18 protein-coding genes are annotated in these 16,084 nt (G+C 67.2%); 6 read left to right on the forward strand and 12 right to left on the reverse strand.

What is annotated here, in order from left to right; all coding sequences use genetic code 11:
- Position 1: 1 nt before the first annotated feature.
- Complete coding sequence (locus tag VXD91_RS00330; protein ID WP_346414340.1) at positions 2-493, reverse strand: pyridoxamine 5'-phosphate oxidase family protein; 492 nt, start codon at positions 491-493, stop codon at positions 2-4.
- 63 nt (positions 494-556) lie between these two features.
- Positions 557-958 (reverse strand): nuclear transport factor 2 family protein, encoded by a 402-nt coding sequence (locus VXD91_RS00335; protein ID WP_346414341.1) that lies wholly within the window; start codon positions 956-958, stop codon positions 557-559.
- Positions 959-1,045: 87 nt separating this feature from the next.
- On the opposite strand from VXD91_RS00335, the gene VXD91_RS00340 reads away from it, so the two are divergent.
- Positions 1,046-1,636: a helix-turn-helix domain-containing protein gene (locus VXD91_RS00340; protein WP_346414342.1), complete on the forward strand. Its 591-nt coding sequence runs from the start codon at positions 1,046-1,048 to the stop codon at positions 1,634-1,636.
- A 13-nt stretch (positions 1,637-1,649) separates the two neighbouring features.
- Here the strand turns inward: VXD91_RS00340 and VXD91_RS00345 are convergent, their stop codons facing one another.
- On the reverse strand, positions 1,650-2,513 hold the full coding sequence (locus tag VXD91_RS00345) for an alpha/beta hydrolase (protein WP_346414343.1): 864 nt from the start codon (positions 2,511-2,513) through the stop codon (positions 1,650-1,652).
- A gap of 105 nt (positions 2,514-2,618) precedes the next feature.
- Between VXD91_RS00345 and VXD91_RS00350 the strand changes: the two genes are divergently transcribed.
- On the forward strand, positions 2,619-3,242 hold the full coding sequence (locus VXD91_RS00350) for a TetR/AcrR family transcriptional regulator (protein ID WP_346414344.1): 624 nt from the start codon (positions 2,619-2,621) through the stop codon (positions 3,240-3,242).
- Positions 3,243-3,266: 24 nt separating this feature from the next.
- On the opposite strand, the gene VXD91_RS00355 is transcribed toward VXD91_RS00350, so the two are convergent.
- From VXD91_RS00355 to VXD91_RS00390, 8 genes are all read right to left on the reverse strand, one after another.
- Positions 3,267-3,932: a cyclase family protein gene (locus VXD91_RS00355; RefSeq protein WP_346414345.1), complete on the reverse strand. Its 666-nt coding sequence runs from the start codon at positions 3,930-3,932 to the stop codon at positions 3,267-3,269.
- A 33-nt stretch (positions 3,933-3,965) separates the two neighbouring features.
- Positions 3,966-4,889 (reverse strand): SDR family NAD(P)-dependent oxidoreductase, encoded by a 924-nt coding sequence (locus tag VXD91_RS00360; RefSeq protein WP_346414346.1) that lies wholly within the window; start codon positions 4,887-4,889, stop codon positions 3,966-3,968.
- A complete protein-coding gene (locus tag VXD91_RS00365; RefSeq protein ID WP_346414347.1) occupies positions 4,886-6,463 on the reverse strand; it encodes an NAD(P)/FAD-dependent oxidoreductase in 1,578 nt (525 codons plus the stop codon). The genes VXD91_RS00360 and VXD91_RS00365 overlap by 4 nt, the downstream gene beginning before the upstream one ends.
- A gap of 11 nt (positions 6,464-6,474) precedes the next feature.
- Entirely contained in the window at positions 6,475-7,356 is an 882-nt protein-coding gene (locus tag VXD91_RS00370; protein WP_346414348.1) for a metal-dependent hydrolase, read from the reverse strand.
- Positions 7,357-7,380: 24 nt separating this feature from the next.
- Entirely contained in the window at positions 7,381-8,262 is an 882-nt protein-coding gene (locus tag VXD91_RS00375; protein WP_346414349.1) for a metal-dependent hydrolase, read from the reverse strand.
- Between the two features lie 146 nt (positions 8,263-8,408).
- Positions 8,409-9,116 (reverse strand): TetR/AcrR family transcriptional regulator, encoded by a 708-nt coding sequence (locus VXD91_RS00380; RefSeq protein ID WP_346414350.1) that lies wholly within the window; start codon positions 9,114-9,116, stop codon positions 8,409-8,411.
- A 3-nt stretch (positions 9,117-9,119) separates the two neighbouring features.
- Entirely contained in the window at positions 9,120-10,688 is a 1,569-nt protein-coding gene (locus VXD91_RS00385) for an alpha-amylase family glycosyl hydrolase (RefSeq protein ID WP_346414351.1), read from the reverse strand.
- Complete coding sequence (locus tag VXD91_RS00390) at positions 10,688-11,092, reverse strand: globin (protein ID WP_212814902.1); 405 nt, start codon at positions 11,090-11,092, stop codon at positions 10,688-10,690. The genes VXD91_RS00385 and VXD91_RS00390 overlap by 1 nt, the downstream gene beginning before the upstream one ends.
- A gap of 132 nt (positions 11,093-11,224) precedes the next feature.
- Between VXD91_RS00390 and VXD91_RS00395 the strand changes: the two genes are divergently transcribed.
- From VXD91_RS00395 to VXD91_RS00405, 3 genes are all read left to right on the forward strand, one after another.
- On the forward strand, positions 11,225-11,866 hold the full coding sequence (locus VXD91_RS00395) for an HNH endonuclease (RefSeq protein WP_212812343.1): 642 nt from the start codon (positions 11,225-11,227) through the stop codon (positions 11,864-11,866).
- Between the two features lie 63 nt (positions 11,867-11,929).
- Positions 11,930-12,160, forward strand: coding sequence for a hypothetical protein (locus VXD91_RS00400; RefSeq protein ID WP_029105398.1), 231 nt, complete (start codon positions 11,930-11,932; stop codon positions 12,158-12,160).
- Positions 12,147-12,623: a DUF5130 domain-containing protein gene (locus VXD91_RS00405; protein WP_020102225.1), complete on the forward strand. Its 477-nt coding sequence runs from the start codon at positions 12,147-12,149 to the stop codon at positions 12,621-12,623. The genes VXD91_RS00400 and VXD91_RS00405 overlap by 14 nt, the downstream gene beginning before the upstream one ends.
- A gap of 119 nt (positions 12,624-12,742) precedes the next feature.
- Here the strand turns inward: VXD91_RS00405 and VXD91_RS00410 are convergent, their stop codons facing one another.
- A complete protein-coding gene (locus tag VXD91_RS00410) occupies positions 12,743-13,981 on the reverse strand; it encodes an alkane 1-monooxygenase (RefSeq protein ID WP_346414352.1) in 1,239 nt (412 codons plus the stop codon).
- A 459-nt stretch (positions 13,982-14,440) separates the two neighbouring features.
- Here VXD91_RS00410 and VXD91_RS00415 point away from each other — a divergent pair, with 459 nt between their 5' ends.
- Entirely contained in the window at positions 14,441-16,063 is a 1,623-nt protein-coding gene (locus tag VXD91_RS00415; protein ID WP_346414353.1) for a GMC oxidoreductase, read from the forward strand.
- The last annotated feature ends 21 nt before the right edge of the window (positions 16,064-16,084 follow it).

Here is a 16,084-nt window from a genome sequence, read left to right on the forward strand (position 1 = left end):
ATCAGTGCTTGCGGACGACGTGCTCGGCTTTACCGGGCTTCCACACCGTGATGTCGAGGTGTCCGTCTGCCACTTCGACCGCGGACGCCCCGACCAGGTTGGCGCGATAGCAGTGCTCGAACTCCTGGCCGCGGATGTCGAAGCCGGTCTGTTCGTACAGTGCCTCGGCGAACCGCCGGTGCAGGGCCTTGTCCTGCACGTCCTCCACGACACCCCACAACTTCGCATCGCCATCACCGACGTGGGTGTCGACCGTCGCGGTGTGCAGGCAGAAGCGCGGATCACGGGCGAGGTCGTCGAACTTCGTGGTGTGCGGCATGCCCGAGATCCACAGTTCGTCTTCGAAGAACCGTGGCTCCATGGGGCTGATGCGCGGAAATCCGTCCGAGCGCAGCGTGCCCAGCATGCACAGGTTCCCGGTGGCGGTATGTCGGCGGACGAAGGTGGTTGCGATTCGCGGCGCGACGTCCGCGAACTCTTTCCAACTGGTCATGTTCGCGACGGTAGTCCGCGGCGCGCGGCCTGAAAACCCTCCAGAGGACTCAGTCCAGATCCGTCAGCTCGCAACGAGAGCGTCGTGCCAGCGTTGGGTATCGGTGATCTGGACCAGTCCGACGACCTTGCCGTCCCGGATGGTGATGTCGTGGACGAACGCCGCTGAATACTGCTTCCCGGTGGCGCGGCTGCTGCCTCGGTAATAACCGAACGCGATGATGCGTTCGTCGTCGATGACGACGAATTCGTCTGGCTGGGGCGTAATTTCGAAGTGGGTGGCCGCCTCGCCCCAGACCTTCGACAACATCGTCTCGGGGCTGTCGACGTCGCCGCCCAATCCGAACGGCATGCCCGCGCTGACCCGGCCGGTGAAGTCGGGGTGTAGCAACGCCGCGAGGCCGGCGGGGTCATGCGCGGCGAATGCCGCGTACAGGTTCGTCGCTATGTCGCTGGGTGTGCTCATGGTGATCTCCCTCGGGACGAAACCAGCGCGTCGGACTGGTTTTAGAGTGATTGCTCTAAAACCGTATTAGAGCATATCCTCTAATACATGGGAAGACCGCCGCGGCATTCTGCGGACGACTTCGTGGATGCCGCGATCCGGCTATTTGCCGAAGGCGGCGTGCGGGCGCTCACGATGAATGCGGTGGCCCGCGAAATCTCTGCCCCGAGTGGGTCGATCTACCACCGGTTTCCCGACCGGGCAGCACTGTTGGCTGCCGTCTGGTTTCGTACCACCGGCGACTTCCAGCGTGGCTATCTCGATGTCCTCGGGAATCCCGTCACGCCCGCCGGCGCCGTCGACGCCGCGGTCTGGATCGTCGACTGGTGTCGCACACACCTAGCGGAAGCTGTTGTGCTGCAGGCCGGGGTGCGTGCGTTCGATCCGGACGAGTGGGCGGAGGCAGCCCGAACGGATTTGGCGGTGCGGGACGAGAACAGCAAGCGCGACATCGACAAGGCAATTCGACTACTGGCCAAAACATCTGGCCGTCCTGTCGATCAGATCGCGTTCGCATTGCTCGATCTGCCGCTGGCCGCCGTCCGGCGCCATCTGCTCGCCGGCGAAGTACCGCCCAAGCGGACCGGCAAGCTGGTGCGGGACATGGTCGGGCTGCTGCTCGGCGTTGCCGGCGACTAGCCGGCCAGACTCGTCAGCGCAGTACCCGCGTACGGAGGAATTCGGAGAGCAGTGTGGCGAGGACCTCGGGTTGGTCCTCGGGTATCCAGCTGTATGAGTCGTCGACGTTGACCAGCCGTGCGTCGGGAATCATCTCGGCCAGTCGGCGGGCGCCCGAGGCGGGAAAGACGCGGTCTTCGGTCGGCCACACGATGAGGGTGGGCCCGCGGTATTCGGCCAATTTCGGTGCGCGGTCGGCGAGATGCGCGGGCGAGAGTCCGCGCAGGAATCGTGCGAAATCGTCCGCGACGGCGCGGTCCCGGAGCGGCGCGAGGTAGGCGTCCATGATGTGTTGGGGGATAGGCCGTTTGGTGGCCCAGCCGTAGGTGATCGGCAAGCGTTGCATCGTCCGGCTTCGCGTCAGCAGCGGCTGGACGAACCGGGAACCGGGCAGGGAGGTGAACACCCGCAGCGCCTTGGTCGGCCATGGATCCGAATCGAATGCGTTGGTGGCGATCAGCACGAGGGCTTTGACGCGCTCGGGGTGATCCGCTGCCACGGTTTGCGCGATGTCCCCGCCATAGCCATTGCCGATCAACACGACCTGCTCGAGTTCGAGGGCGTCGAGCAGATCGACGACCAGCCCGGCTTGGCCGGGCAGGCTCAGGTCGGCCTCGGGCAGTGCCGGGAAGTGGCTGCCGAGTGGCAAATCGGGAGCTATGCAACGAATTTCGCGTGCCAGCCGGCCCGCGATGTAGCGCCATTCCAGGCCGTTGGCGACCAACCCGTGGAGGCACAGCACTGGTTCGCCGGCACCGCTCTCGCGATAGCCGAGTGTGCCCGCGGGAACGCTGACGAGGCGGCGACGATCCAGTGCGCGGCCGGTTTCAGTGGCCATCGGACATCTCCAAGGTGTGGGGTGCAACCGAATTAATGAATACAGGTTGTATTGAATCATTCACCACAGGTGATCGCAATACAGACTGCTTGTTAAAATTTCGCCGTGGACACTGAACCGGACGGCCGGGTGGTCCGTAGCGAGAAGACGCGCTCCGCCCTGGTCGCCGCTGCGCGCGAGCTGTTCGTGCGCAACGGGTATGCCGCGGTGTCGACGACGGACATCGCGCGCGCGGCGCAAGTTACCCGCAACGCCCTCTACTACCACTTCACTTCCAAGGAGGCGGTGTTCCGGGCCGTTTACGAAGACGTCGAGGGCGAGTTGGCGCAGCGGGTGATCCCCGCGGCGCAAGCCGAGCCGAACCCGGGCAAGGCGCTCGAGATCGGCTGCGAGAAGTTCCTCGACGGCTGCCTGGAGCCCGCGGTCGCGCGCGTGAGCATCCTGGACGCCCCAGCAGCGCTCGGATTCGAGCAGATGCGGGAGATCGACAACCGGAACTATCTGCAAGCCCTGCGTGCCGTCATCAGCGCTGCGATCGCCGCGGGTGAGCTGGTCGCTCTGCCCGTCGACGTGCTGGCGTCGATGCTGGTGGGGGCCTTGGACGAAGCGGCGCTGCTGATCGCGTCGGCGGACGATCCCCGGGCGGTGCGGCGCGAGGCCGGGCAGGTGGCGCAGGCTCTGCTCCGCGGTCTCCGGCCGGCTCCCGGCGGAGGATCGCGGCGGGGCTGATCAGCTATGCCGGCCGGTCCGCCGTCAGTCGGGAACCGTCGCGAACGCCCGGACCGGGAAGGTGCCGAACCCTTCGATCCGCGGTGGGACGGCGGTGAAGCGGGCGCCGCGGGCCGGTACCGACGCCAGGTTGGTCAGGTGCTCGACGACGTGAATCCCGTTGCCCAGCAGTGCGGTATGGATGGGCCGTCGACCTTCGGCCCCCGGGCCGGCGTCGTCGATGTTGACGGAGTCGATACCGACGAGCGCGACCCCGCGGCTCACCAGGAGCTCGGTCGCGCCCTCGGAGAGATACGGCGCGTCGACGGCGTAGGCCGCGGTGCCGAAATGCCGATCCCACCCGGTGTCGATCAGCACCGCACAGCCGGCTTCGATGTCCTCGGGCAGCTCGGCGACGGCGACCGCGCGTGCCGTGACGTCCCGACGGTGCACGACGATCGTCGGCAGGTCCACCAAGGTGTTCAGGTCGAGGCCGGCCAGGTCGGCGCCGTTCTCGTAACGGTGAAACGGGGAGTCGAGGTAGGTGCCGGTGTTGCCGACCATCGTGATCGCGCCGATCGCGAATTCGGTGCCGGCGGCATAGACGTCGCGGGATGCCTCGCGGGTCAGGTGGTCGCTGATCGACGGTGCCGGCAGCCCCGGATAGGTCACCAGCCCCGCACGAATGGTGTGAGACAGATCGACGAGCATGGTGGGCCTTTCCCGCGCGGTTGACGACCAACCTTAGCGAGCCGGGACGGCCTCCTTCGCGGCGGTCGACGGCGTCACCCGGTCGAGCAACGGCCCGGCCAGCTTCCCGAGCAGATCGAACGAGAAGGGCTGTGTCATGCGGCGATTGACGCCCGGTGCGAGGCGGTGCATGACATACCCGAGCCAGGCCTCGGCCCGCACGGGCACCACCGCCAGGTCATAGCTGACGGCCCGCACCACGGCCCGCGCCACGAGGCCGGGGCTCATCGGTGAGAACGGCAGCTTTTCGGCGAACTCCTGCAGTTGCCTGGTGAGACGTTGGGCCTGTGCGACGAGCGCGGGGTCCACGCCGACGGTCACCGCGCGGTCGCCGATGTTCGTGTTGATGACGCCGGGGCAGATGGCGCTGATCCCGATGCCGTACGGCCTGAGCTCCAGGCGCAGGCACTCACTGAGCATCTTGACCCCCGCCTTGGACACCGAGTACGGCGCCATGACCGGTGTCGGCGTGAACGCCGCCGCCGATGCGATGTTGACGATGTGACCACCCCGGCCGCGCTCGGCCATCTGCGCACCGAACACCCGGCAGCCGTGCACCACGCCCATCAGGTTGACGCTGAGCTGCTTGTCCCAGTCCGCCGCGGACAGTTCGAGGAACGGCCCGCCGACGACGATCCCGGCGTTGTTGACGACGACGTCGGGCACCCCGTGCTCGGTGCGAACGTCAGATGCGAAGGCCTCCCAGTCCTCCGGATCGGTGACGTCCAGCCGGGCTGCCGACACGCGGCGGCCGGCGCCTTTGATCATGGCGGCGGTCGCTTGTGCCGAGTCGAGGTCGATGTCGGAGACGACCACGTGCGCACCGCCTTTGGCGAAGCGGATCGCGGTGGCGCGCCCGATGCCGCTGCCGGCACCGGTGACGACCACGAGCTGTGGGTCCAGGCTGTTGATCTTCATCCGGCGTCCTTCGCGGTGGCTGCTACTTGGTCGGCATCGGCGGTGCCGGTCCCGTACCGATACACGTCGAGGTCGTAATGGCGGTTCTGCCAGTACATCTCGCCGTGCGTCGTCGGCCGGAACGGGGAATCACCGTGATAGTCGATGTAATACGTGTTGGACCCTGCGCAGGTGGGCGTGAACAGGACATTGCGCGCCTGCCGGCGGAGGCAGTACCGGAAATAGGCGTCATGGACTTCGTGCCGGATCTCGACCTCCCGGGCGCCGCGACGCTTGGCTTCGGCGATCGCGCGACTCAGGTGTGCCGCGGTGGCCTCGATCATCCACAGGTACGACCCGAGCACGAAGCCGTAGGGCCCGGTGATCATGAACATGTTCGGGAAGCCGGGTACGGACACGCCCTGATAGGCCTGAAAACGATTGACCGCCCAGAACTCCGCGGCATCGAGCCCGTCGCGGCCGACGACGGGGAAGGGCGGCACCGAATCCCGTTCCCACAGTTTGAATCCGGTCGCGCAGATGAGGACGTCCACCTGGTGCTCGACACCGTCGGTGGTCACCACGCCGGTCTCGGTGATGCGCTCGATGGCGTCGGTCACCAGGCTGACGTCACTGCGATTGAACGTCTTGAGGTAGTCGTTGGACATCGACGGGCGCTTGCAGCCCAGGCCGTAGCGGGGGATCAGTTTCTCCCGGGTCGCCGGATCGCTGACCTGGCTGCGCATCCACGCCCGCACGGGTGCTTCGGCGAGCTTGCGCGTGGCCTCGACCAGCCAACCCGGCCCGGTGAGCATTCCGCCCATCCCGATCTCGGTCGCGACGGTACCGACGGCGCGCAGCCCGGACCGCACCTGGCCGATCTCCAGCACTGCGCGGGTGATGCCGTGAATTGTGCTGTCGGGCTTGGGAAACACCCAGATCGGCGTCCGCTGGAAGACCGTGAGGTGCGCCACCTCGTCCACGATCGCCGGCACCAGTTGCAGCGACGTCGCGCCGGTGCCGATGACCGCGACCCGCTTACCGGCCAACTCGACGTCGTGATCCCACAGCGCGGTGTGCATGAGCACCCCGCCGAAATCCTGCAGACCGGGAATGTCCGGCAGTTTGGGCCGCTCGAGCCCGCCGACCGCCATCACCACGTGGCGGCCCGTGATTTCTGCGCCGCCGTCGAACGTCAACCGCCACATGCTGTTCTGCTCGTCGAACGCCGCACCGGTCACGATCGTGTTCAGCCGCAGCTTGTCGCGCAGGCCGTACTTGTCCACCATGTCGTCGGCGTAGTCCCGCAGCTCGTTGCCGGGCGCGAAGACGCGTGACCAGCCGCCGCGCTGCTCATACGAGAAGCTGTAGATGACGGATGGGATGTCCACTGCCACACCCGGATAGGTGTTGGCGTGCCAGGTGCCGCCGACGTGATCCCACTTGTCGACGATGACGAAGTCGTGTATTCCCTTGCGCTGGAGCGCGATGCTGGCGCCGATGCCGCCGAACCCGGCCCCGACGATCACCACCTCATGATCGGGCTCGTGTCGCTCCGCCGTGGCCGACCGTGCGGCCTTCGTGCTGGTGGTCATGTCCGGCCCGGCTACCGAACGTAGCCGACGAGCTCGCCGTCGGCGCCGAACAAGTCGTGCTGCCACCGGGCGAGGAGCTCGTCGGTGGGCACGTCGTCGGGGTGGAAGCCGGGCCGCAGGTACTCGGCGATCTCGCCCAGGAAGCCGCGGAGCAGGGGTCCGCGGAAGACGCCGTAGGTCTGGCGCAGCACCGTGATCGGTCGCGGCCATGCCGTCGGGTCCAACAGGATCGACAACGCCACCGCGGCGGTGACCACGGGGATGGTCAGGAAGTACATGAACCACATGACCGCGATGCGCGTGCGCTCGGAACCGCCCACCGACCGGTAGACGTCGAAGGCGACGGACTTGTGCTCGAGCTCCTCCATGGCGTGCCAGTTCAACAGGCGCCAGACTTCGGGATCGCCTGGGATCGCCTGGATTTCGTCGTTCGACAGCACCCGCGCGCCCAGGACCGCGGTGTAGTGCTCGGCGGCGGCCGTCATCGCCAGATGCACCTTCGCCGGGATCAACTTCTCGATGCGCAGCACCACCTTCTGGCGCACGCTCGTCGGGGCGAACAGCAGGAACCGCACGAGGGGATAGCCCATGTCGGCGAGCTGGGTGTTCAACTTGCGGTGTTCCTGGCCGTGCACGGACTCCTGGCCGATGAACCCTGCGACGCGCTTCTTCAGTACCGGGTCGGTGATCTGGTCGGAGAAGCGGCGAACGGACCGGATGAATGACTCCTCGCCGGGCGGGAAGGAACCGGACAGCACCGCCACCAGGTGGCTGAACACGATGTCGCCCTCGACGAAATGCCGGTGCAGCGGTTCGGGTTCGCCGAACCGGAACCGCATCCGCCGCACCTTGGGAAAAGCGACCGCGTGCGCGGTGATCGGGTCAGCACTCATGATCGATTCCTTCCGTTGTGCCGGCTATCTGAGGTGGTCGACGAGGACGCCGTCGGTGCCGAAGAGGGTGTCGCGCCACTGCTGGGCCAGTTCGGTCGTGTCGACGTCGTCGGGGTGGAAGCCAGGGCGTAGGTAGACCGCGAGGTCGGGCAGCAGGCCCTTGAATATCGGGCCGGTGAACAGCTCGTACGTCTCGCGCACCAGGCGGTCGGGCCGGCGCCGCGCGACCGGGTCGGACCCGACCGAGACGGCAAGCGAAACGAGCGTCACCGGGAGCAGCAGTGCGCACGCCGCCACCATGACCGCGATGCGGGTGCGCTCGGTGCCACCGACGGCGCGGTACACGTCGAAGGCCACCGACTTGTGCTCGAGTTCTTCCAGCGCATGCCAATTCAGCAGATGCCACACTTCCGGATCGGCCGGGATCGATTGCAACTCGTCGCTCGACAACACCCGTTCGGCCAGCACCGCGGTGTAGTGCTCCGCGGCGGCCGTCAATGCCAGATGCACATGAGCGGGCAACCGGTCTTCGAGCCGAATCCGCCTGTCTTTGAAGGATTCTGAATCCCACCACGCGATGGGGTAGCCCATCGCGATGAGCTTCTCGTTGAGGTGCCGATGTTCCTGTCCATGCATCGACTCCTGGCCGATGAAGCCGGCGACCCGTTTCTTGAGCTCGGGATCGGTGATGCGGTCGGCGAATCGGCGGACCGATCGGATGAAGCCTTCCTCGCCGGGCGGAAATGCGCCCGAGAGACCGGCGACGAAATGGCTGAACACCATGTCGCCGGCGACGAAGTACTTGCGGCTCGCTTCCTCGTTGAAGCGGAAGCGGATTCGCCGGGTCCGGGGATACACCTCCCCGGCGTTCCGCGCTGACGTGGGTTGCGCACTGCGTACGGCCATGCCGCCCGCCTTTCCTCGAACATTCAGTAACTAGTACCGCGAGTTCTAGTAGTTCGAAGTTACGACGGCGTGCGCCATTGCGCAAGGGTTTTGGATAATGACGTTTTCTGAGCGGGCGCGGCGGCCCGGGTGGGCCGGGGACCGGTTCAGTCGGTGGTGCCGAACAACGCCATCTGTTCGTCGGGTGCGATGACGACGCCGCGGGCAGCGGCCGCCGCCGACACCGCACCCCAGATCACGGGCGTCAGTTGCGCGATGAGTTCGTCTTTACCGATCGTCGGCTCGTTGAGCCAGCGCAGCACGCCGAGTGCCACGGCTCCGAGAATCGCGTCGGCCGTGTATTCGAGGTGGTCGCCGTCGCCGCCATGGGCGCGCACCATCGCCGCGAGCACCTCGGTCATCGCGCTCGACAGATTGCGGCCGTTCTCGAGCAGCTTGGTCCGGGAATGGTCGTCGCTGAAATGGGAGCCGACGACGAAGCGAAAGAGGTTGGGCCGCTCGGCCACCAGGTCGACGTAGGCGGTCAGTGCGGAACTCACGAGCTCCAATGCCGTCGCGGTGACGTGGAAGCAGGGCATGACGCGCTGCACGATCAGTTCCTGCATGCGCTCGCCGACCGCGGCGAACAACGTCTCCTTGTCGGTGAAGAAGCGATACAACTTCGGCCGCGGGACGCCGGCGGTTTTCACCACGTCGTCGATCGACAGGTCGGGGCCGTACTCGTCGATGGCGCGCAAGGTGGCCTCGATCAGGTCGGCCTTCACCGTCGCGCGATGCGCCCGCCAGCGGTCGGCCCGTGCGTCACCCGTCGGTGCGGACATCCGCACCGCGACACGGGTGGCGTCCACGGGCATGGGCTAATCGTAAGTCAGCCAGAGGGCCGTGTCGGGTGGGATTCGCCCGTCGGGCAATGGTCCACTCGCGAGCACCACCCGGCCGCCGGGCGTGTCGACCGTTGTGCTGCCCGCGTTCAGCAGGCACACCAGGCCGTCCTCGCACTGGAATGCCAGCAGGTCGTCCGCGGTCGGCAGCCACCGCACCGACCGACCCAAAACTGTTCGGCCCCGGCGTAATTCGATTGCGCGCCGGAAGAGCGACAGTGTCGAATCCGGGTCCGCGGACTGCGCGGCGACCGTCAACGGCCCCCAGCCGTCGGGCATCGGGAGCCACGTCCGCGCGGTCGGCGAGAACCCGTACGGGGCGCTGTCGCCGGACCAGGGCAGCGGCACCCGGCAGCCGTCGCGGCCCCGCTCGGTGTGGCCGGAACGCTCCCACACGGGGTCCTGCAGGACGTCGTCGGGCAGCTCGACGTTGGGCAGCCCGAGTTCTTCGCCGTTGTAGACGAACACCGCGCCCGGCAGTGCCAGCATCACCAGCGCCATCGCCCGTGCTCGCGAAAGCCCCTGTGGGCCATCGCCGTAACGGGTCACCTCGCGTTCGACGTCGTGGTTGGACAGTGTCCACGTGGGCGGTGAGTCGGCCAGTTCGGCGGCGGCCAGCGAATTCTCGATCGCCTCGCGGACGGCCGCTGCGGTGAAATCGGCTCGTACCAAACGGAAATTGAAGCCCAGATGCAGTTCGTCGGGCCGGAGGTACTTGGCGAAATCCTCGTTGTCGAACACCCAGACCTCGCCGACGGTGGCGGCGTCGGGGTAGTCGTCGAGTACCGTCCGGATGCCGCGGTGAATGGCGTGCACGCCGTCGTTGTTGAACCGCGGATCGTCGACCCGGGTGGTGAGCATGACGCCTTCGGGATCGGCCATGTCCGGCAGGTCGGCCGGTTTCGCCATCCCGTGCGCCACGTCGATCCGGAATCCGGCGACGCCGCGGTCCAGCCAGAACCGCAGCGTCCGTTCCAGATCCGCAGGAACCTCCGGGTGGTCCCAGTTCAGGTCCGGCTGTGCGGCGTCGAACAGGTGCAGGTACCACTGGCCGGGGCTGCCGTCGGGTTCGGTGACCCGCGTCCAAGCGGGCCCGCCGAACACCGACCTCCAGTTGTTCGGTGGCAGAACGCCGTCCGGCCCGCGCCCATCGCGGAAGAGGTAGCGGTCGCGTTCGGGGCTGCCCGCGCCCGCGGCGAGCGCCGCCTGGAACCACGGGTGCGCCGAGCTGGTGTGGTTGGGGACCAGATCCATGGTGACCTTGATGCCCGCCGCACCGGCGGCGGCGAGCAGCCGGTCGAGCGCCGCCATTCCGCCGAACAGCGGGTCGACGTCACGCGGGTCGGCGACGTCATACCCGTGATCGACCATGGGGGAGACCATCACGGGGTTGAGCCACAGCGCGTCGACGCCGAGTGCGCGCAGATGGTCCAGGTGCGCGGTGACGCCGTCGAGATCGCCGACGCCGTCACCGTCGCTGTCGGCGAACGAGCGCGGGTAGAGCTGATAGAAGACCGCGCGGGACCACCACCGCGGATCCGTCATCAGAACGCCGAGTTGACCATGTGCTGGGCGGCCATGTCGAAATAGTCGAGCAGCGCCTGCCGGTGCGCGTCGTCGATGGTCTCCGGGCCGATCGAGGCGAGCGCGCTGTGCATGCACCGTAGCCAGGCGTCACGCTCGAGGAAGCCGATCCGGAACGGGGCGTGCCGCATCCGCAGCCGGGGGTGGCCGCGTTCCTGGCCGTAGGTGCGGGGACCGCCCCAGTACTGCTCGAGGAACATCCGCAGCCGGTGCTCGGCGCCGTCGAGGTCGTCCTCGGGATACAGCGGGCGCAGGATTTCGTCGTCGCGGACCAGTTGGTAGAACCGCGACACCAGGAGATGGAAGGTCTCCGCTCCACCGACTTCGTCGTAGAACGACCGCTGCGCCTCTGTCACGGTCGCCATTGTCCACGAGGACGTGATGACGCGTTCCATGCGGGACTCGTCACGCGAAGTTCATCGAATGGTCCAGCTAAGACGCCAGAATTCTCGTGCGTTGTCTGTCGATCCGTGGTGAACTGTCAGCACGGAGGACGTATGTCGCAACGGAGGAAGGTCCGCGGCCACAGACTTCACGGCGCCGCGGCGGGTTCGCCTGTGTCGAGCCCGGCACTGTCATCACCCCTGCACGCAGTCGAATCAAGTCCCACCGACGGCTCGCTCTGGGGCCGCCGCCGCGTCCTGCTGCTGAATTCGACCTACGAACCGCTGACCGCGCTGCCCATGCGGCGCGCCGTGATCATGGTGCTGTGCGGCAAAGCCGATGTGGTCCACGCCGATCCGTCCGGTCCCGTCATACACTCGGCGACCCGCGCGGTCGCCGTCCCGTCGGTCATCCGGCTGCGTAGCTATGTGCGGGTCCCATATCGGGCCCGCATTCCCATGACCCGGGCCGCTTTGATGCACCGGGACCGGTTCCGCTGCGCGTACTGCGGAGGCAAGGCCGACACCGTCGACCACGTCGTGCCGCGCAGCCGCGGTGGTGAGCACTCCTGGGAGAACTGCGTCGCGGCGTGTGGCCCGTGCAATCACCGCAAGGCCGACCGGCTACTGAGCGAACTCGGCTGGACCCTGCACGCGGTGCCGTTGCCGCCCAAAGGACAGCACTGGCGACTGCTCTCGGCGGTCAAGGAGCTCGATCCGGCCTGGGTGCGGTATCTCGGCGAAGGCGCCGCCTGACATCCGCGCGCGGATTGCCCCTGTCCTCAGCGTGAGCGGTGCGCGTACTGATACGGTTTGCGCGTGAGCATTGCACTTACTCATTCGCTGCTCGGTGGCGTGCCGCTGGCGCTGCTGCTGGTGCTTGGCGCGCTGTTCTTGCTGCGCAAGAGTCCGCATCCGGACACCTACAAGATGACCGACAAGTGGACCCACGCCCCGATCCTGTGGGCGGCCGAGGAACCGGCGGATCACGGCCACGGCGGCCATGACTCGCACCTGACTGTGGGAGGTGGCGCAAGTGGCAAGTGGTAGCCAGACCGAGGTCGCAAACATCGATCCGGCCAACCTGCCGTACGGCTACGCCGTCACGTACAGCGGCCGCATCTCCGGCGTCACCGAGCCCGGTGAACTGTCGGTGCACTACCCGTTCCCGGTCAAGGACCTGGTGTTCCTCGACGACGCCCTGAAGTACGGCTCGCGCGCCGCCGGCGCCCGCTTCGCCGTCTACATCGGCGACCTGGGTGCGGACACCGCCGCCACCGCGCGTGAGGTGCTGGCCACCGTGCCGACGCCGAACAACGCAGTGCTGCTGGCCGTCTCGCCGAACCAGAAGGCCATCGAGGTCGTCTACGGCGCCGAGGTCCGCGGTCGCGGTATCGAAGAGGCTGCCCCGCTGGGTGTGTCCGCGGCTGCGGCGTCGTTCAAGCAGGGCAACCTGATGGACGGCCTGATCAGCGCGGTCCGCGTGCTGAGCGCCGGCGTCTCGCCCGCCTGATTTCATTCACCCTGCCGGGTGCGGACCACTGGTTCGCACCCGGCAGAGTGCTATCCAGGGTCGGCCGACCTGGCGCTGAGAGGTCGTTCACTCACGCGAATGTGCCGCGTCGGCAGGGTTCAGTGCGCGGCAGGGTAGCGCTTGCGCAGGCGGGCCTCATAGCCCGGCTGCAACGCGGTGCGGCTGATGTCGCCGTCGTAGTGCGCCAGCACGCGGGGATCCATCACCCGGCGCCACAGCGGCGGGCAGATGGCCAGCAGCAGCATCGTTCCGTAACCGCCCGGCAGCTGCGGCGCCTCATCGGCATGGCACAGCGCCTGGTACCGACGCATGGGGTTGGCGTGGTGGTCGGAGTGCCGCTGCAGGTGGAACAGGAAGACGTTGGCGATCACGGTGTTGCTGTTCCAGCTGTGCCCGGCGCGCACCCGCTCGTACCGGCCATTGGGCAACTTCTGCCGCCGCAGGCCGTAGTGCTCCAGGTAGTTGACCGTCTCCAGCAGGAAGATGCCGATCACGGCCTGGCCGAAAAGCCACGGCAGCACAATGGGTCCGAACCACACCGCCAGGATGATGAACAGCACGACGCTCAGCAGCCAGGCGTTGAGGACCTCGTTGTGCAGCGACCACTTGGACTTGTGCACGCGGGCGAGTCGCTCGGATTCCAGCTTCCAGGCCGACCGCAGACTGCCGATGACCGAACGGCCGATGAAGGCATACAGGCTCTCGCCGAGGCGCGAGCTGGCCGGGTCCTCCGGCGTCGCCACCCGCACGTGGTGACCGCGGTTGTGCTCGACGAAGAAGTGGCCGTAGCAGGTCTGGGCCAGGGCGATCTTGGAGAGCCGGCGCTCGGACATGCCGCGCTTGTGGCCGAGCTCGTGGGCGGCGTTGATCGCGATACCGCCGACCGTCCCGACCGCGGCCATGAGGCCCAGCTTGTCGGCCAGCGACATGCTCACCCAGCCGCCGCCGGCCCACAGCCAGCACGCGAAGATCAGCGACAGATACTGCGCCGGCAGGAAGAGGTGCGTGGCGATCCGGTAGAACGGGTCGTCCTCCAGGCTGCGCAGGTCGCCGGGAGCCTTCTCGGCCTCGGGGCCGACGATGTGGTCGAGCAGCGGGACCAGCCCGAACGTCAGCACCGACCCCGTCCACCAGAACGCGTCCATGCCGGTGAGCCAGACCAGCAGCCACGACAGGCCGACCATTCCGGGGGTGATGGGACCCAGCAGCCACACGTAGCGCTTGCCGTCGCGCCATTTCGACTTGGCAGCGGGGGCGGGCTGGGCGGCGGGAGTGTCGGGCGCCTCGGGCGCGTGGGGTTGCGACGCCTCCTGGCTCGCGCGCAATGCCGACAACACCCCGTATTCGTACCCGTATTCGGCCGTTTGCGCAAATACAAGTCGGTTGCCAGAGCCACTTCCTGTCCGTTTTCTCATCGTTATCCAGCAAATTGTTTGAGCCGTCAGCGCGCGAGGGTATTCGGGATGGTCGCCCGGCCTCGGTCCCGGCGGTTGGGCAGCCGTGGTCCGGTCGCCGCCGTCGCCACCAAACTTGCAGGTAGAGTGCCATACACCGATATGGGTGACGTACGACATACCGGGCGTCGGGCGGGGCGGACGACGCGCTGGCGGCCGGATCCCGCACGGCGGCGGAAACTCCGCGCCATCGTGTAATTTTTGAGATGAATCCGTTATTCGGAGGCCGGCAGGCGACTGGCTTCGGGTTAGCTGGCGGTCAGGCGGAAGGACGATCTTGGCAGTGATGCACGGCCGGCATCGACACATCCGGTGCTGGGGCGCGGCCGCGGCAGGTCGCCGATGAGCCCCATCAGCCGGCGCCAGTTCCTCGGCGGTGCGGCGGTGGTGGGCGTCGCCGGGGCGGCGGGAATCGGGGCCCTCGTCGAACGATCACGCGACCGTACGGAGTCCCGCAAGCATTTTTCGGCCATCGTCATCGGCAGCGGCTACGGCGGGGGAGTCTCCGCGCTGCGCCTGGGACAGGCCGGTATCGAGACACTGGTCATCGAACAGGGCCGGCTCTGGGACAAGCCCGACGACGACGGCAAGCGCTTCTCCAAGATGCTGCCCGCCGACACCCGCGCCGGCTGGTTCACGAAGATTCCGCCGAGCCTGGTCACCTCCTTCGGTGGCTTCACCGTCGAGCAGGTGGCCGAGCACGCGCCGTCGCCCCAGCCGATCCAGGCCGGCATCTGTCAGAAGGTGACGCACGGTGCCCACGACGTCTTCCGGGGCCTGGCCGTCGGTGGTGGCTCGATGGTCAACGCGGGCATCGCCGCCATCCCGACGCCGCGCCAGATCGACAAGGCGTTCCCCGACATCGGCGCCGACGAGTTCCTGCGCACCTATGTCGAACGCGCCAAGACGTCGCTGAAGATCAGTTACCGCGACATGGCCTGGTTCGAGCAGACCCCGTGCTTCCAGTACGCCCGCGCGGGCCGCAAGTACGCGGCGGCGGCCGGCTACAAGGTCGACTACAACGGCAGCTCGTACTCGTTCGACTACCTGGTCAAAGAGGCGGCCGGCCAGGTGCCGCAATCGTCGCTGGCGTTCGAGCAGCAGTTCGGCAACAACTACGGCCGGTTCGGCAGCGTCGACCAGACCTACCTTGCCGACGCGCTCAAGACCGGCCACGTCACGCTGCGCCCGCTGACCGAGGTCATCTCGATCCGTCAGGAGCGTTCGGGTGAGTTCGTGGTGTCCACCCGCGAGATCGACCGCTGGGGCAAGGAGCTGTCGAAGGCCGAATTCGGTTGTGACCAGCTGTATCTGGCGGCCGGTGTGCTCGGCACCACCAAGCTGCTGCTGAAGGCGCGCGAGACCGGGGACCTGGCCCACCTCAATGATCAGATCGGTAAGGGCTACGGCAACAACGGTGACGTGATGGTCGGGCACAACCTGGCCAAGAGCGATCCGGCCGGCACCACCCAGTCCCTGATGGGCATGATCAACATCGACGGCCGCGACGACCCGGACAATCCGGTGTACGCCAGCATGTTCTCCATGCCGCTGCCGGTGGAGACCTACCTGCTCGGGTACTACGTCATGGTCGACACCGGGGACCGGGCCGACATCACCTACGACCGCCAGTCCGACACCGCGACGATCCAGTGGACCGATGCCTTCGCGGCGAACAACGAGGCCAGGGCGAAGCAGGTCTTCGACAAGATCCTGAAGGCCAACAAGGTCGACTACCGCAACGACCTGTTCAGCGGAAAAGTGTTTGCGCCCAACACCGTTCACCCACTGGGTGGATGCGTCCGGGGCAAGGCCACAGACGCGTTCGGGCGGGTGAACGGCCACCGCAACCTGTTCGTCAACGATGCGTCGCTGATGCCCGGGCACCTCGGCTGCAACCCGTACATGACCATCACCGCGCTCGCTGAGCGCAACATCGAGGGCATCCTGCAGGGCCGCACCTAGCCGGTGGCCAGGTGCGGCCCA

The organism is Mycobacterium sp. SM3041, assembly GCF_039668335.1.
GTDB lineage: Bacteria > Actinomycetota > Actinomycetes > Mycobacteriales > Mycobacteriaceae > Mycobacterium.

Bases quoted from the DNA above. Each gene is read 5' to 3' on its own strand.
- VXD91_RS00330 (WP_346414340.1), bottom strand. From the start codon at position 493: ATGACCAGTTGGAAAGAGTTCGCGGACGTCGCGCCGCGAATCGCAACC.
- VXD91_RS00335 (WP_346414341.1), bottom strand. From the start codon at position 958: ATGAGCACACCCAGCGACATAGCGACGAACCTGTACGCGGCATTCGCC.
- VXD91_RS00340 (WP_346414342.1), top strand. From the start codon at position 1,046: ATGGGAAGACCGCCGCGGCATTCTGCGGACGACTTCGTGGATGCCGCG.
- VXD91_RS00345 (WP_346414343.1), bottom strand. From the start codon at position 2,513: ATGGCCACTGAAACCGGCCGCGCACTGGATCGTCGCCGCCTCGTCAGC.
- VXD91_RS00355 (WP_346414345.1), bottom strand. From the start codon at position 3,932: ATGCTCGTCGATCTGTCTCACACCATTCGTGCGGGGCTGGTGACCTAT.
- VXD91_RS00360 (WP_346414346.1), bottom strand. From the start codon at position 4,889: ATGAAGATCAACAGCCTGGACCCACAGCTCGTGGTCGTCACCGGTGCC.
- VXD91_RS00365 (WP_346414347.1), bottom strand. From the start codon at position 6,463: ATGACCACCAGCACGAAGGCCGCACGGTCGGCCACGGCGGAGCGACAC.
- VXD91_RS00370 (WP_346414348.1), bottom strand. From the start codon at position 7,356: ATGAGTGCTGACCCGATCACCGCGCACGCGGTCGCTTTTCCCAAGGTG.
- VXD91_RS00375 (WP_346414349.1), bottom strand. From the start codon at position 8,262: ATGGCCGTACGCAGTGCGCAACCCACGTCAGCGCGGAACGCCGGGGAG.
- VXD91_RS00380 (WP_346414350.1), bottom strand. From the start codon at position 9,116: ATGCCCGTGGACGCCACCCGTGTCGCGGTGCGGATGTCCGCACCGACG.
- VXD91_RS00385 (WP_346414351.1), bottom strand. From the start codon at position 10,688: ATGACGGATCCGCGGTGGTGGTCCCGCGCGGTCTTCTATCAGCTCTAC.
- VXD91_RS00390 (WP_212814902.1), bottom strand. From the start codon at position 11,092: ATGGCGACCGTGACAGAGGCGCAGCGGTCGTTCTACGACGAAGTCGGT.
- VXD91_RS00395 (WP_212812343.1), top strand. From the start codon at position 11,225: ATGTCGCAACGGAGGAAGGTCCGCGGCCACAGACTTCACGGCGCCGCG.
- VXD91_RS00415 (WP_346414353.1), top strand. From the start codon at position 14,441: ATGAGCCCCATCAGCCGGCGCCAGTTCCTCGGCGGTGCGGCGGTGGTG.